Raw genomic sequence first — 16096 nt, forward strand, 5'->3', positions numbered from 1 at the left:
ATCTTCTTGCAAACATTTCGGTAAAAAAAAATTTAAATATTTTTAGACCGTATTTGGAGTATTTCAACTTTTTTACCTACCGGACTTTTCCGGTTTGATATGCTTTTCCTGATTGGGATTGCAAAGGTGAGACATTTTTTTTAACCTGCCAAAACATTTTTCGTATTTTTTTTACTTTAATTTAATTGCTGTTGATAACCACTAAATTAAATGTAAATAACATGTATATATGTATCTTCTTCACCCTCTCATTTCAAGATTTAAATAGCTTATCTTTTATAAGCTATTATTGTGACCTCGTCAGGATTCAAACCTGAAACCTCTTGAGCCGTAATCAAGTGCTCTATTCAATTGAGCTACGAGGCCAGTTCCCATAAATTGGGATTGCAAATGTAGATACATTTTTTGTATATGCAAAAGCAAATACACAACAACTTTAAAAATAATTCCATCACAATTCTCTTTTAAGAATTATTAAGACGAAAAAGCACAGGTAATCAGTGAAGATTTCATAATTTAGCCCGTTGAAAATTTAAAGACTATACTCTTTCATGAAAAGACTTACATTCATTTTGCTAGCAGTACTCATCTCTTCAAACCTACTCGCCCAAGAGAGAGTAAGGACACCGATAGGTGGGAGACCAGATGTAACGGGTGATTTATTTATCGATTTTGGATTAGGCATACTGAATAATAGGCCGGAAGATCTAAGCACCAGGATTCTTGCCTCCCGGACCTTTAATATATATTATCAAAGACCTATACATATAGGACAGAACACAGGGCTGACTTTCAATCCAGGAATAGGGCTAGGATTAGATAAACTATCTTTCCGACATAATAAAATGCTTGTAAACAACCCTGAATTGGGACCAAACTCAAGCAAATTAGTGAACATAACAGAGGTATATGGACAAAATATAAATATCGAAAGCCATACTCATGCCTTAAATTATATAGATATTCCGTTAGAATTCAGGTATCACTTAAATAAAAATGATTACAGCAAAGGCTTTAGGTTTGCGGTAGGTGGGAAGGTAGGTTTTTTATATGATTCCCATTCCAAGGTTTCTTATGAAGACCAGGCTGGTTTATCCAGAACTGTAAAAGACAAACAATCACTGGGCTTCAGCCCTATTCGATATGGTGTTTATACCAGAGTAGGTTTTGGTGGATTTAACGTGTGGTCATACTATGGACTTAATACCGTATGGAGAGAGGGCCAAGGACCTTTCGGCACCGAAGCGAGTCAGTTTAATTTTGGCGTATCTGTAGCATTGTTTTGATTAATGCAATACATAGGAAATAAAAAAAGGAGCAAACGCTCCTTTTTTTATTTCCCTTTAAAATTAGGTTTTCTCTTTTGCAAAAATGCTGCAACACCCTCCTGAAAATCTAAAGTACTACCGGCTTTATTTTGATATTGTGCTTCCATTAACAATACATCTGCAAGTGGCATTGAAAGTGATCGACCCAACATTTCTTTAATCAATCCAATAGCATATGTAGGTGCGGTCCTATAATACGCTATATATTTTAAAACGGTGCTATCAAGCTCCAGCTCCGGCACACTTTCATTTACCAATCCGAGAGCCATTGCTTCTTTCCCATAAATTTTAGTCCCCATAGTGGCTATCTCAAAGGCTTTAGACGATCCCAATATACGCGGTAAAAAATAAGTGGAGCCGGCATCCATGACCAAACCTATACTCGTAAAAATCTCAGCCATATAGGCATCATCAGAAGCTACTATAATATCTGCCGCCAAAGCCAAAGAACACCCTGCTCCCGCTGCTACCCCATTTAACTTGCAGATAATCGGCTTATGAAGGCTTCTCATTTTCAAAATTAATGGATTATATTGCTGTGTAACGATTTCTTCGAAGGGTACTTGCTTCAAATCTACTCCTACTGCTTTCAAATCTTGCCCGCTACTAAAAGCCTTCCCCTCCCCTGTCAGCAGCACACATCGTATTTCATCATTAGTTTCAATAGTGGTAAAAGCATCAAGAAGCTCAGCAAGTAATTCCCTGTTCAATGCATTGTATACTTGAGGACGGTTGAGCTTTAGCTCTACCCAATCGCTATGTCCGGTATAGATGATATGGTTATATTTCATACACTATTTCAGATGATGAGAAAATAATAGAAAGACAAGAAACAGATCGAAAATCCTAATATAAAACCAGCTAATACTTCAATGGGCCTATGGGCATTCAGATATAATCTTGAAGACATCACTGCTCCACAAATAATTATGGAAAATATAAGCGGGTATAAGAGGTTTTCAGAGTTATACTTTAAATTTAACACAATTACGATGGCCAGCATCCCTGCCAGTCCTGTAGTATGGGCACTTATTTTCCAGAAGTAAGTTATCAAAGTCAAAACAACCAGGCAAGCAGTAATCACGGAAAGTGTATATCCCAATAAAGGGTCAAAATCCAATCTCGCAATAAAGAAATAAGTGGTGATAAGATAAAACAATGTAACCATGGAAAATGGAAACATCCTATCCTTAATCGTCCGCATGTGCATACTTTCAATAGTATGCGTTAACCTCATCCCTATCACGCTAATCAAAGGGATCAATAAAGTAGTAGCCATAACCAAAAACATTACTGAACCCTTGACACTTTTAGGCACTGATGTAGCTTCCGGTATCACATAAAATAACAAAGCAAATATGATCGTAGGAATCAATAAAGGCTGAAAGATAATTGAAAGTGCTAATGATAAACTCCTGTACACTGTTACAATTCTTTTCTAAGCCTGGCTACTGGAATCTGGAGTTGCTCACGATATTTAGCTACCGTCCTTCTCGCAATATTATATCCCTTATTGTTAAGCAGCTTCACCAGTTTGTCATCGGAAAGCGGCTTACGCTTGTCTTCAGCATCTACCATTTTATGTAACACACTTTTCACTTCGCGATTACTCACATCTTCACCTCCATCAGTGGCTATGCCTTCCGAAAAGAAATATTTTAACGGAAACACGCCAAATTCTGTTTGTATGGCTTTACTATTGGCCACCCTCGATACAGTAGAAATATCCATATCTATTTTTTCTGCAATATCTTTAAGGATCATGGGCCTGAGTTTGGCTTCATCTCCTTCTAGAAAAAATTCATATTGATAATCCAGTATAGCCTGCATGGTTTTTAAAAGTGTATGCTGCCTCTGTTTTATGGCATCTATAAACCATTTAGCAGCATCCAGCTTTTGTTTTACAAAAGTTACTGTTTCTTTTAATTTCTTGTCTTTTTTATCACTTTTATCATAGGCGTCAAACATATCTGTATAAGACCTGCTCACCCTTAGATCCGGTGCATTTTTTGAGTTTAGGCTAATTTCAAATTTTCCGTTCACCATATTCAAAATAAAATCCGGTATGACATATTGGGTTTTCATCAGTCCTTCAGATACTCCACCTGGCTTAGGGTTTAATCTTGTGATCATATGGATCACCTCCTTAAGCTTGAGTTCATCTATGTTGCATTTTTTTAGGATTTTATCATAGTGTTTTTTTGTAAATTCATCAAAACAGTTGGCAATGACATTTATGGCAACCTGGACAGTTTCATCTTCAGGATGCTCCTTTCTTTCTAACTGGATGATCAGGCATTCCTGAAGGTTTCTAGCAGCTATACCTGCCGGATCAAAATTTTGAATCTTTCTCAAAACCTCTTCCACTTCATCCAGGTCTGTTTCTATGTTTTGACTAAAGGCCAAATCATTGATAATAGCCTCTAAGTCCCTCCTTATATATCCATCATTTTCTATACTGCCTATAAGCTGTTGTCCGATTTTTTTTTGATTTTCATCTAGCTTCAGAAAGTTAAGTTGGGAAATCAACTGTTCATGTAAAGATATCCCATTGGAGAGTGGCATTTCACGGTCTTCATCATCGGGGTTATAATTTCCATCGCCTTGCATTTTATAGCCACCATAGTCATCACCAAGATAATCATCCAGGTTTAATTCCTTTTCCTCCTTTACTATTTCGTTTTCGAAGGGTTCCAGATCATCAGGACCAGTATCTCCGTCATCCTCTTTACCCTCTTCCAGAGCGGGATTGACTTCCAACTCTTCTTCTACCCGCGCATCTAGTTCAGCAGTAGGAACTTGAAGCAGTTTTATAAATTGTATCTGCTGTGGAGACAGCTTTTGAGAAAGTATCTGATTTAAATTCAGTTTCTGCATATTCTAATGCCCTATTGAAGTTATTTGAAAATTGGTCCGTACATTCGAAGTCATTACTTCAATTTTATAATTGCAAATTTATGAAATTACGGCAAAATTTTGATAAAAAGGTTATTATATCGTTTTTTTGCATTCCATTTAAGCAAAGATAAGTACTAAATTAGAAAGGATAGGAAATTTTAAATAAAATACCAGATGGCATTTAATAAAAGAGTGAAAATAAAACACCTGCTAGAAAGCGGAAAAGTAGGGGAACAGATCATCCTTATGGGTTGGGTGAGAACCAAACGAAGCAATAAAAACGTATCCTTTATAGCACTAAATGATGGAAGTTCCATAAATAACTATCAGATAGTAGCAGATCCAGCAATCATATCAGAAGATATATTGAAAAGTATTACCACAGGGGCATGTATAAAAGTAACCGGTGAGGTAGTCGCATCCCAAGGAACCGGGCAATCCACCGAAGTTCAGGCCTCTGGTATAGCCATTCTGGGAGAAGCTGACCCAGAAAAATTCCCACTCCAGCCCAAGAAGCACAGCTTGGAATTCCTAAGAGAAATAGCCCATTTAAGGATGAGGACCAATACATTCGGAGCTGTTTTTAGAGTTAGGCATGCTCTGGCTTTTGCAGTACACCAATATTTTAACGACAAAGGTTTCTTTTATATTCATACACCTATTATAACTGCTTCAGATGCCGAAGGAGCTGGAGAAACTTTTAAGGTGACCACACTGGACATAAAAAACCCTCCCCTTACTGATAAAGGGACCATTGATTATAAACAAGATTTCTTTGAAAGGGAAACAAACCTTACTGTCTCTGGGCAACTCGAAGGAGAACTGGCAGCCATGGCACTTTCAGAGATATATACATTTGGCCCCACTTTCCGTGCTGAAAATTCCAATACAACAAGACACCTTGCGGAATTTTGGATGATCGAACCTGAAATGGCTTTCTATGATGCAGAGGATAACCAGGATTTGGCAGAAGATTTTCTACAGAAAGTAATCTCCTATGCCCTATCAAACTGCGCTGATGACTTGGAATTTTTAGATAAAAGGGCAGCTGAGGAAGATGCTACAAAAAAAGCTGAACAAAGAAGCGAAATGGGGTTATTACAAAGATTAAAATTTGTCACAGAAAACCGATTTGAGAGGATCACTTATACCCAGGCCATTGACATACTCAAAAATTCTACCCCTAATAAAAAGAAAAAATTCAATTACCTTATCGACAACTGGGGAGTGGACCTCCAATCAGAGCACGAGAGATATTTGGTAGAAAAACATTTCAAAAAGCCAGTTATACTGACTGATTATCCAAAGGAAATAAAATCCTTTTATATGAGGCAAAATGATGACGGCAAAACAGTAGCCGCTATGGATATCTTATTCCCCGGGATAGGAGAGATAGTGGGAGGTAGCCAAAGAGAAGAAAGGCTTGAAAATCTGAACCAAAGAATGGACGAACTGAACATCCCCAAAGACGAAATGTGGTGGTATTTAGAAACACGGAAATTTGGTACCGCTCCCCATGCTGGTTTTGGCCTGGGATTTGAAAGACTAGTACAGTTCGTCACCGGTATGGGTAATATCAGAGATGTGATAGCTTTCCCACGCACTCCCGGAAATGCAGAGTTTTAAAGATATATAGCCCTAAAGGATAAATACTTTAGGGCATTTTTCTTACCAAGGATGTCAATATAAAATGGAAAAATTTTTAAAATTGCTTAAAATTGAAACCTTAGGAGGTCTGATTATTAGATTTTCCTTAGCTGGACTCTTACTTTTTGGAGGTTTTTCAAAATTCACTCTTATTGGTGCGGAAGGCTACAGTCTACAGGGCGCTATATTGATGGCTGCTATAGAAACTATAAGTAGTTTCGGTATCTTGTATCATTTTAAAAACCCCATCATGGGTATAATTGGAGGCTTACTGGCCTTGGTCAGTGTCATCATCAGATTTGTATTTACGCTATATTGGTTGAGAACTGAAATTGGAAGCATTAATTCCTTATTTGAATCTTTTAATATCATGACCCTTGTGTTTAATAACGGCATGTTTCATATTTTTCTTTTAATAGGCGCTTCAATATACTGCACTGGCAATAGTTATAAACACTATATCACTAATAGACTCACACAACCCTGGCCTAAATAACTGACCTTAATCATCATTTGAAAATTAATCAGAGTATATATTCCCTATATTGCTGAGAATTTTAGACTCAGTTCATTATTACCGAATATACCAGTATGAAATTTTTTATACCCTTAATTTAAAAATTCCCGGCAGAATGATTGAGAACATAAAATGTTTCAGGAATCTTATCTATAATATCTGTGGCAATAGTGCCGTGCAATTTATTAACTGAAGCCAACTGACCGGCAAGTCCGTGATGGTATACACCGCATATAGCCGCATTTTCAGCGCTGTACCCCTGTCCAATAAAAGAGGTTAATATACCGGTGAGGACATCACCCGTACCACCAGTAGCAAGATATTTTGTACCTGTAGAATTAAAGTACATCCTGCCATCAGGCATACATATAGTAGTATTTGGACCTTTTAAGATCAATATACATTTATGAACGGCACAGAAATCTATAGCTTTTTTTAATCTATCTGTATGATCAATACATTTACCCACCAACCGCTCAAATTCCATTACATGTGGCGTAAGTATCATATTGTCCCTGATGAGATCCTTTATTTCTTCATTTTGTGCAATAATATTTATAGCATCAGCATCTATAACAATGTTTTTTTTATATCTGCTCATTAGCTTTTGAAGCACTTCAGCAGATTTAATATCTGTACCTTTACCAGGCCCTATACCAATAGCGTCAAACCGTTCCATATTCTCAGGTAAGGCATCTATAATATATTCATTATTTGAGATTTCTACCATCACTTCAGGCAAGGATGCCTGTAATATATTAAGACCACATTTAGGTACAAACGCTGATACAAGTCCACTTCCTGTTCTTAAAGCTCCTTTTGAGGCCATATACACCGCACCAACTTTTCCTAAACTACCCCCGATAAGCATAACTTTACCATAATCCCCTTTATGGCTAGCCCTATGATATTTTTTATGCCTAATTTTTATATCCTCAGGTTCAAGATAAAACTGTTTTGATTCAAACTCTTTAAAATAAGACTGATCAATACCGATATCCAGAATGACCAATTCACCAATATTATGACCATGCTCCGGAAACATAAGAGAAAGTTTTGGGAATTGAAAACTCACAGTAAAGTCCGCAGAAAATGCTTCTCCCTCTAATACAGTATCCGAAGGTAAACCAGATGGTACATCTACCGCTATTTTTACAGCCTTCAAATTACTTAGATATTGGACGATCCCAAGAAGTTGGCCTTCTAATGGTTTATTAATGCCTACGCCCAATAAAGCATCTATTACTATATCTGTTTCTAATTTTTTTAAATCAAAATCGTTTAAGTGTTTAGTGACTATGTTAGAGGGTAGAATTCTAAGATTGGATTTAAAATCAGATGATGCATTATCAGCATCTCCATATAAAAAAACACAAATTTTGTAACCCTGTCTGAAAAGCATTCTGGCTATTGCGAGGCCATCTCCCCCATTATTACCAATACCGCAGAATATAGCGATGGTTTTCTTCCTGTCGAACTGCTTCATATACCATTCACAAAATGCTTCGGCCGCCTTTTCCATTAATTCAAATGAAAGAATGCCTTTGGCCTTAATGTATTTAAGATCTAATTTATTAACGTCTTTACCAGAAATGATTTTGAGCATATGAATGTATATATTAAGCTGTTAATTATCCGTAATAATGGATCTTTGGCATAAAATCAAAAAATGATCCAAAAAAAATATTAATAATTTTAGATCGTTTATAAGAATTTAAAATATCAAAGAAGTCAGGGTATCATTAAATATAAAAACAAATTTCTATCTATTAAAACCTTTATATCAATAATAAACAAAAAAAGCCTTTCAAAATAGAAAGGCTTTATTTGTTTATTAAAATGTTACAATTAATCTTCCAGTCTACCAACTGAAGCGTAAAGTACCCGCCTGGCATCTACTTCCCGCAATTCAAATTGTATATCACTTATAGGTCCCATTTTTACTTCTCTATCTGCTTTAAGAGAAATAGTAATTTGTTCTCTCTCCGCTTCTGAAAGTTTATCTTTTTCCTGATTAACCCATAGAATGATATCGTTAGTACCGATCAGAACATCATTAGCTTGGATCCTAGGTTCAGTACCATATCTGGCCGGTTCTTTTGGCCTACCAATATAAAGATAAGATATCAAACTCTTTTTTTCCAATTTCTGAAGTTGGGTAGCTTGTGGAATTCGCTGCTCCACCAGTATGGTTTGTTCTCTCAAAACGGTGGTAACCATGAAGAAGAACAAAAGCATAAAGATAATATCAGGCAAAGCAGAGGTGGGAATATTTTCCTTTACCTTATTTTTCTTTTTAAACTTTGCCATATTATTGTCCTCCGATTTTATCTGGTTCTGCGATAGAAATAGCCATAGGCATACCTTCTTTTCCTCTATCTTGTAATTCTTTCTCGGAAGCATTCCTTCCTGAAAGTGCTCTGTATTGCTCAGCTGTAATTCCTACACGCTCTGCATAGATTTCAAAATAAGCCCTCTTAGCTATATCCAATACCTCTAGATATCTTTCATAGCTTGTTCCACGGTTAGTCTTGATAGATATAACCGCGCCACCTGCAGCAGGATGATCTGAAGAAGCAGGATCCCTTTCAGCACGATTTCTAAGAGAAGCAGGAAGACTATTAAATAGCGCTTGACCGGCTTCATCTGGGTTACCGAAGTTTAAAAGAAAGGTCTTGATTTCCTCTGTCAAGCCTACCGTATTGTCTCTAAATTCCCCTTCTACCAAGAGCTGATCATTGGCATTTACAAGAATGTTAAAGATGTTCCGCTTGTTCAGCTTAATTTCAGGCTGTTCTTGATTAGGATCTTGCTTAGGAGGTAATACGTTTAGTATCCCTTTATCCGAAGCAATTGTCGTCGTGACCAGGAAGAAGATAAGGAGCAAGAAGGCGATATCCGCCATGGATCCTGCATTCACTTCCTGTGCCATTCTACCTTTCGATCTTGCCATTATTTTATAATTTTGTTAATTTCTGTAACGATGATTCCTAGAATCGCCAATCCAAATAAGAAGTATACTGTGATAAGAATACCACCTACTACTTGGGACAACGCAGGAGTCAGATTAAAAGGAGCAGCTGCATATCTCGGCAGCACTTCGTTATCCGCTATTGCATATGCAATAACAAATAATATAACTACTCCTACAACCCCCATAGCCGTTTTTAACAAACTTTTAGGATTATCCAAGGAGTTTATCAATGGCATCAGTAGTGAAACGACCACTCCGATGGCAATTAATATATAACTCACATATAGGATTATATCAAATGTATCCATAACGATGAAATTCTTTGGTTATTTTAAATGATTAGAGTAAAAAACAATTTTAACTAAAGAATTATTATCTAGTCAACTTGTATCTTACCAGGATATCTACCAAGGTGATGGAAGCATCCTCCATATCATTAACCAATGAATCGATTTTAGCCACGCAATAGTTATAAAATAACTGTAGGATAATCGCAACGATCAAACCAGCTACTGTAGTCAAAAGGGCGATTTTGATACCACCGGCCACAAGAGATGGAGAAATGTCACCAGCTGCTTCAATAGAGTCAAATGCACCGATCATACCGATTACAGTACCCATGAAACCAAGCATCGGAGCCAGAGAGATAAATAGAGAGATCCATACTAGACCTTTTTCCAATCTACCCATTTCTACAGAACCGTATGCTATGATGGATTTTTCTACCATGTCTATACCTTCTGAGTATCTCATAAGACCTTGGGTAAATATAGACGCTACTGGACCTTTAGTGTTTCTGGTTACATCTTTGGCAGCTTCTATTCCACCTTGCTCTAATGCCTCTTCTACTCTAGCCAATAATTTTTTAGTGTTAGTAGTAGAAAGGTTCAAAGTAATAATTCTTTCAAGTGCTACTGCAAGACCTAAGATCAAACAAATCAATACAGGAGTCATATAATAAGGATCTCCTTCGATAAACTTATCTTTGATGACTTGGTGAAAACCTCTGTCCTCTTCGATGAATTCATCATCTGTTAATGTAGCTGGTCCGGTAGCTGCAGGTTCTTGTGGTGCAGGCTCGGTGGCCATAGCTGGAGTATCAGCTTCAGCTGGTTCTTGTGTTTGTTGAGCTTCTGAGATCACCGGAGATAAAAGCATTCCGGATAGCATGAACAAAGCGATTAACTTTCTCATAATTTAGATTTTAATGGACTTTAAATAAAGGTTAAACGGTTTCTGATTTTAATGATTTAATTTTAAAGTTATCATTTTTTGAATTTAAATAGCAAAATAAATGGCTATAATTTTCAAAATTAATATTGTAATGCCTTAAAATTGCTGATTTTGCTTCAAGCTATAATTTCTTTTGGATAAATTATGAGCGCTTTTATGTAAAAGGAGAAACTTTAAGTTAAGCGGAACTATATTAATGTCATACTTTCATCCGGTACAATGAAACAAATAAACAGAAACACTATTAGGGATGAATTAATTAGCAGAGAGGAAGGGATTCGAACCCTCGATACCCTTACGGGTATACACGCTTTCCAGGCGTGCTCCTTCAACCACTCGGACACCTCTCTGTATTTTTTGGTTGTTATTGTAGCGACAAATAAAATTATAATAATTAGCCCGTGCAAGGTTTCCCCCCCTTAATTGTCAGAAATCAAGGTTATTTTTTTTTATAAAAACATATTAATTATTTAGTTAATTGATTTTCAACCCTTTATCCGTCCAACTTTCTAATCCCCTTTTTTAAAATAAATACTGTCTAAACGTCCTAAAATAGTACGATTAAACAATTTATATTTTTGAACCTACTATTTTACCCCCATCACGCTAATCTTCAGTAAAATTATACTAGCTAATCAATAATAAATTTATCCCTAGATGCCTCACTATTTAAGATTTCAAAACGATAGAAATGAGGGATGGATAAAAAAGCTTCAAAGAAGTTTAACAATTTCAATGTAAGAAAGGAGAAATAACTTTCTTCAATTATTTTATTCAAAAAAATCCACAATCACATGTCCCCTGCAGTTTCAGCTATAGAATAATTGGTTATAAGATTTTTTCCTAGCACCAAGGGAAGCTGCTCATAAACCACATTATAACCCGAGTACTACCGTGATTAGATCAGGTATACATTTAATGCATGTTTGTACATTTGCTATGAAGAAATTGGAAATAGTACTAATCGTCTTATGCCATATAGACATTTTGCCTTAAACTTCTGTAATTGATATGGCATATGTATTTATTGTCTGATTTAGGCCCCACTAATGGACAATTATTCTCCCTATAAGTCCAAAAAGGTTAATCTTCATAAGGCTATGGATCTTTCGAACAGAAAATCCATGGCCTTATGAAGTATCATAATATTAAAAACGTTTATTTAAAGAGAACTTAATGCCCCGGTTATAAGCGCTTTCATTTTCCATAAGAGTTACTAATCCATGCTCATAGGTTGCCTGTATTCCCAAACCGAGAGGCAGATTCACACCCAATCCTAAAATACCCGCAAAATCCAGGTTTCTATAGAGACTCCTTATATCGCTGCCATCCACTGTCACCCTATTGCCTCCACTATCCATAACTATAGATGATCCTACCAAAAAGGATGGTTGGGGACCAAATACAACAAAAAATGATTCACTTAAAGCAGCCTTTAATACTAGTGGAATATCAATATAATCATTTCTAATAGAAAGATTTGTACCCATCTCATGGCCTTTAGCGCCTTTTCTAGCATATATCAAGCCTGGTTCAAATGATATAGTTTCACTAATGGGTACCGACAAATAACCACCTAAATGAAACCAGATCCCAAATTCAGATCCATCAGAACCTTCTCCTCCAAGAGTAGTAAAACTAGGACCAACTCGAACGCCAAATTCCACTTGTTGCCCGTAGGCCATATTGGTGAAAATCAGAAAAATTGAAATAATAAATAATTTCTGCATAAGCTTTTTTTAATGCAATATATTAATTTTTAACATATAACAAAATCTTTAGGTCATCTTAAGGAATGATTTTAGCCTAAAAACCCTATCATTTATAGCTACGGGATCTGCTATAATGATATAGCTTCCAAGTCGCATTGCTGAATAAAACTTAAAATTTTATTAGTTACTCGTTAAAGACATTTCCCCAGCTAAAGGGGTAACTAGCTTTCTCCTCACCTCATTCACATTGCTCTCCTCTGCTATGAGATACATCATCTTGGTAATAGCAGCCTCTGTGGTGATATCTCCCCCACTCAAAACCCCTACTCTCTTGAGGTCTTTACTGGTTTCGTATCTCCCTTGAATTACCCGTCCCCCATTACATTGCGATACATTCAATATATGAATTCCTTTTTTAACTGCATCTTCCAGCGCATTTATAAACCATGGCTCACTGGGACTGTTTCCGGAGCCATATGTTTCCAGTACCACCCCCCTAAGACCAGGTATATTGAAGCAGCTTTTGATAACATTGGCAGTGATACCGGGAAATAATTTTAAAACCATCACATTATTGTCCATTTTCTTACTATAGGTAAGATTAGCCCCCTCTTCGAATGGTCTTATGGCTGCAAAATTGTAATCTATTACAATCCCCGACTCAGCCAAAGGGGGATAATTTTCAGATTCAAATGCATCAAAATGTACACTCTGAACCTTTTTTGCCCTATTACCTCTCAGTAATGTATGGTTAAAGAATATTGACACTTCTGGAACGATAGGTTTGCCATTGGCTTTGGCTGTGGCTATTTCAAGTGAAGTCATCAGATTTTCCCGTGCATCAGAACGCATAGCTGATATCGGCAGCTGGGCCCCTGTAAATATCACAGGCTTACTTAAGCCCTTCAACAAATAACTCAACATGGAAGCTGAGTATGCCATAGTATCAGTACCATGCAAAACTACAAACCCATCGTAAGTATCATAATTTTCATATATGATATAAGCCATATCCACCCAATGCTGCATGTTTACATTGGAAGAATCTATCGGTTCTGGAAAGGATATCACCGTAATGGCTATATTCATATTTGTAAGAGTAGGGATTTTGTCCAGAATCTGGCCAAAATTAAATGGTACTAAGGTCCCAGTCCTTTCATCATATGACATACCGAGGGTGCCACCAGTATAAATTATAAGGACTGAGGACTCAATTTCGCTCTTAGCGGCGGTGTTCAGTCTTACGATTTTATAGTTCATCTTTTTAAATAGCTAAAAATACGTGCTGCATTATTATTGGTAACTTCTGCTACATTTTCTAGAGAGGTATCTGTCAGTTCAGATATTTTTTCAGCGATGATCGGAATATATTCTGGAGAATTTCTTTTACCACGGTGGGGTACAGGAGCTAAAAATGGTCCATCTGTTTCTAAAACCAAATGATTGATTCCGATTTTAGGCAGAACTTTATCCATTCCTCCATTTTTAAAGGTGGCTACCCCACCTATACCTAAGAGAAAGCCCATTTCGATTATCTCCCTGGCCTGCTCTTCAGATCCAGAAAAACAATGGAATATCCCAGTCAGATTTTCATCCAGTTCCTCCTTTACTAACGCTATCGTTTCCGGAAGTGATGCTCTGCAATGTAATATGATGGGAAGCTGCTTTTCCCTAGCCCAGGAGATTTGAATTTTGAGGGCCTCCTTTTGCTGATCGTAATAGGTTTTATCCCAATATAAATCTAGACCTATTTCACCCACTGCCACAAAAGGTCGCTTATTGATCCAATCTTCCATAACATATAACTGCTGCTCAAACCCTTTAGTAACATCACATGGATGTAATCCCATCATGGGGATGCAGACCTCGGGATATTTAAGTTCGGCCTCCAGCATTGGGTCGATGCTTTCCACATCTATATTTGGCATATAGATTTTGTTTACACCATAGTCAATACATCGGGCGATTACCTCATCTCTATCAGAATCGTATTTGGTAGAATAAATATGGGCATGGGTATCTATAAATTGCATCTAAAAGAAATTAAGTTTATCATTCGTATTGGCGACCTTTCCATTTTACTTTTGCAGGCCAAAAATAATATAGTATTGTGGACCAAGAAACGAATATGTAATATAATTCAAAAGTGATAAGGAAATAAGGAAGTACAATAGTCCCGGTAGATCTGGCAAAATCCTTAATAAACAAAGATTGAGTAAGAATTTTAGCCATCCATAAAGCAGCAGCAAGCCCGGGGTTTATGCTAAATAAAATCAAAATAAAAGGAAAAAACATAGCTTGAAGACCAAGCATTATCTTCCAGTAAAAAGGCAGTCCCATCACTCCTTTCAACCACCTTTTTCTTTGTGCCAATAATTCGACTAATGTTTCCTGTGCATGTGTAAAGATAAGATTTTCACTGCTTACTTGATGGACTGCCTTAAATTTCAACTGTTTAACCGCTTTCGCTATCTCAAAGTCTTCGGTTACTGTAAGCGGAAGACTAGCAAATCCGCCAATGGCTCTGTAAGCATTTCTGGAGATCAACATATTATTCCCCATGGAAGTAAGCACAACACCTGCATCTGATGCTACTTTTACCATTCCCAGTGTTAGCCACCAGTCAATAGCTTGCATGGAAGCATACCAGTCAGTAGGCTTAACTTTCGTAATACCCGTGACCAGATCAGATTTGCTATTGACGGCACTGGCCACCATATCATTTGCCCAGTAGGCTGGAACTTCACAGTCTGCATCTGTAAAAAGAAAATATTCTCCTTGCGCAAGAGTGGCCATTTGATGTAGCGCATTGGCCTTGCCGTTCATTGTTTTGGTGGTCTGGGTAGTGATATTTAAATATCTTCTATTATTCGCACGCGACACCCATGCTTTGATGATTGATTCTGTCTCATCTATACTTTCGTCATTGGCTAAAATAAATTCAATTTTATCTATATCATATTTCAAATTTTCCAAGGATTGCAGGCAGTGGGGCAAAAATTTGGCTTCATTACGGGCTGCTATTAGAACAGATATCTTAGGATGTTCAAAGTTATGTTCAGAAGAATTATGGTTTTTAAAATTAAAAACCAGCCCTAAATACAACAAAAAATCTTGAAGGATTACGATGAAGGTCAAACTACATACAATAATCAAAATTATAAGCATACAGGCAAAAAATCTTCATTTGAAATATACTTCAACACATCAGGCAGTATATAGGGTAGCCGATGAGCGGTTTTCTGTTGGTCATGAAAAATTATAATTGAGCCATTTCGGGTATATTGGATGGTTTTTTTTATAATTCTTTCAACAGGCAATTTGTTATTATAATCTCCAGAAAGCACATCCCACATGACTATTTCATGACTCTTACTGATTTCTTTGGCCTGATCAGCATTAATCCTCCCATAGGGTGGCCTAAAACAGGAGGTATTTATTCCTAAAGTCTCTAATATGATCTCTTGACATGCATTAAAATCAGCCAGATATGTTTCTTTGCTACAGGAGTTGCCATTGAGGTGATGATAAGTATGGTTACCGATCTGATGCCCTGCTGCTAGCACTTCCTTACACAAGGAAGGGTATTTAAACACGTTATGCCCCACCATAAAAAAGGTAGCCTTATAATTATAAACGTCAAGAAGCTCTAGTACCTTATCGGTAATTCCCGGAACAGGACCATCATCAAATGTTAAATAAATATGCTGATGGTCTCTATCTTTATGCCAGGTATACGCAGGAAATAGTTTCGTTACTAGCCAAGGCACATGGTGGATGATCATCG

16 protein-coding genes and 2 tRNA genes are annotated in these 16096 nt (G+C 36.9%); 3 read left to right on the forward strand and 15 right to left on the reverse strand.

Annotation, left to right across the window (positions count from 1 at the left end; translation table 11 throughout):
- Positions 1-292: 292 nt before the first annotated feature.
- Positions 293-366, reverse strand: a tRNA-Arg gene (locus EL17_RS14570).
- Positions 367-551: 185 nt separating this feature from the next.
- On the opposite strand from EL17_RS14570, the gene EL17_RS14575 reads away from it, so the two are divergent.
- Positions 552-1286 (forward strand): porin family protein, encoded by a 735-nt coding sequence (locus EL17_RS14575; protein WP_035075563.1) that lies wholly within the window; start codon positions 552-554, stop codon positions 1284-1286.
- A gap of 47 nt (positions 1287-1333) precedes the next feature.
- Here the strand turns inward: EL17_RS14575 and EL17_RS14580 are convergent, their stop codons facing one another.
- From EL17_RS14580 to rpoN, 3 genes are read right to left on the reverse strand one after another with little or no spacing between them, the layout of a single operon-like run.
- Positions 1334-2119, reverse strand: coding sequence for an enoyl-CoA hydratase/isomerase family protein (locus EL17_RS14580; protein WP_035075565.1), 786 nt, complete (start codon positions 2117-2119; stop codon positions 1334-1336).
- An 8-nt stretch (positions 2120-2127) separates the two neighbouring features.
- Entirely contained in the window at positions 2128-2751 is a 624-nt protein-coding gene (locus EL17_RS14585; protein WP_035075568.1) for a phosphatase PAP2 family protein, read from the reverse strand.
- Positions 2752-2753: 2 nt separating this feature from the next.
- A complete protein-coding gene (gene rpoN / locus EL17_RS14590) occupies positions 2754-4205 on the reverse strand; it encodes an RNA polymerase factor sigma-54 (protein ID WP_035075571.1) in 1452 nt (483 codons plus the stop codon).
- A gap of 195 nt (positions 4206-4400) precedes the next feature.
- Here rpoN and asnS point away from each other — a divergent pair, with 195 nt between their 5' ends.
- Both asnS and EL17_RS14600 read left to right on the forward strand, forming a co-directional pair.
- Complete coding sequence (gene asnS / locus EL17_RS14595; RefSeq protein ID WP_035075574.1) at positions 4401-5852, forward strand: asparagine--tRNA ligase; 1452 nt, start codon at positions 4401-4403, stop codon at positions 5850-5852.
- A gap of 64 nt (positions 5853-5916) precedes the next feature.
- Entirely contained in the window at positions 5917-6369 is a 453-nt protein-coding gene (locus EL17_RS14600) for a hypothetical protein (protein WP_035075577.1), read from the forward strand.
- A gap of 118 nt (positions 6370-6487) precedes the next feature.
- On the opposite strand, the gene EL17_RS14605 is transcribed toward EL17_RS14600, so the two are convergent.
- The 11 genes from EL17_RS14605 to EL17_RS14655 form a co-directional block, all read right to left on the reverse strand.
- Positions 6488-7996, reverse strand: a complete 1509-nt coding sequence (locus EL17_RS14605; protein ID WP_035075580.1) for a bifunctional ADP-dependent NAD(P)H-hydrate dehydratase/NAD(P)H-hydrate epimerase — start codon at positions 7994-7996, stop codon at positions 6488-6490.
- Between the two features lie 242 nt (positions 7997-8238).
- Positions 8239-8700: an ExbD/TolR family protein gene (locus EL17_RS14610; RefSeq protein ID WP_035075582.1), complete on the reverse strand. Its 462-nt coding sequence runs from the start codon at positions 8698-8700 to the stop codon at positions 8239-8241.
- A 1-nt stretch (position 8701) separates the two neighbouring features.
- Positions 8702-9343 carry an ExbD/TolR family protein gene (locus tag EL17_RS14615; protein ID WP_035075586.1) on the reverse strand — a complete coding sequence of 214 codons (642 nt, stop codon included), beginning with the start codon at positions 9341-9343 and terminating at the stop codon, positions 8702-8704.
- Positions 9343-9672, reverse strand: coding sequence for a hypothetical protein (locus EL17_RS14620; protein ID WP_035075589.1), 330 nt, complete (start codon positions 9670-9672; stop codon positions 9343-9345). The genes EL17_RS14615 and EL17_RS14620 overlap by 1 nt, the downstream gene beginning before the upstream one ends.
- Positions 9673-9736: 64 nt before the next feature.
- The gene (locus EL17_RS14625) at positions 9737-10558 is read right to left on the reverse strand and encodes a MotA/TolQ/ExbB proton channel family protein (RefSeq protein WP_035075604.1); all 822 of its coding nucleotides are present in this window, start codon (positions 10556-10558) and stop codon (positions 9737-9739) included.
- A gap of 302 nt (positions 10559-10860) precedes the next feature.
- Positions 10861-10947 (reverse strand) — tRNA-Ser (locus tag EL17_RS14630).
- Positions 10948-11745: 798 nt separating this feature from the next.
- A complete protein-coding gene (locus EL17_RS14635) occupies positions 11746-12327 on the reverse strand; it encodes a porin family protein (RefSeq protein ID WP_035075606.1) in 582 nt (193 codons plus the stop codon).
- Positions 12328-12489: 162 nt separating this feature from the next.
- A complete protein-coding gene (locus EL17_RS14640; RefSeq protein WP_035075607.1) occupies positions 12490-13569 on the reverse strand; it encodes an asparaginase in 1080 nt (359 codons plus the stop codon).
- Positions 13566-14342, reverse strand: a complete 777-nt coding sequence (locus tag EL17_RS14645; RefSeq protein ID WP_035075609.1) for a TatD family hydrolase — start codon at positions 14340-14342, stop codon at positions 13566-13568. The genes EL17_RS14640 and EL17_RS14645 overlap by 4 nt, the downstream gene beginning before the upstream one ends.
- A 19-nt stretch (positions 14343-14361) precedes the next feature.
- Positions 14362-15447 (reverse strand): glycosyltransferase, encoded by a 1086-nt coding sequence (locus tag EL17_RS14650; RefSeq protein ID WP_164675099.1) that lies wholly within the window; start codon positions 15445-15447, stop codon positions 14362-14364.
- A gap of 20 nt (positions 15448-15467) precedes the next feature.
- The gene (locus EL17_RS14655; RefSeq protein ID WP_035075612.1) at positions 15468-16094 is read right to left on the reverse strand and encodes a polysaccharide deacetylase family protein; all 627 of its coding nucleotides are present in this window, start codon (positions 16092-16094) and stop codon (positions 15468-15470) included.
- Positions 16095-16096: the final 2 nt, after the last annotated feature.

The sequence above is a fragment of the Anditalea andensis genome (genome assembly GCF_000714815.1).
GTDB lineage: Bacteria > Bacteroidota > Bacteroidia > Cytophagales > Cyclobacteriaceae > Anditalea > Anditalea andensis.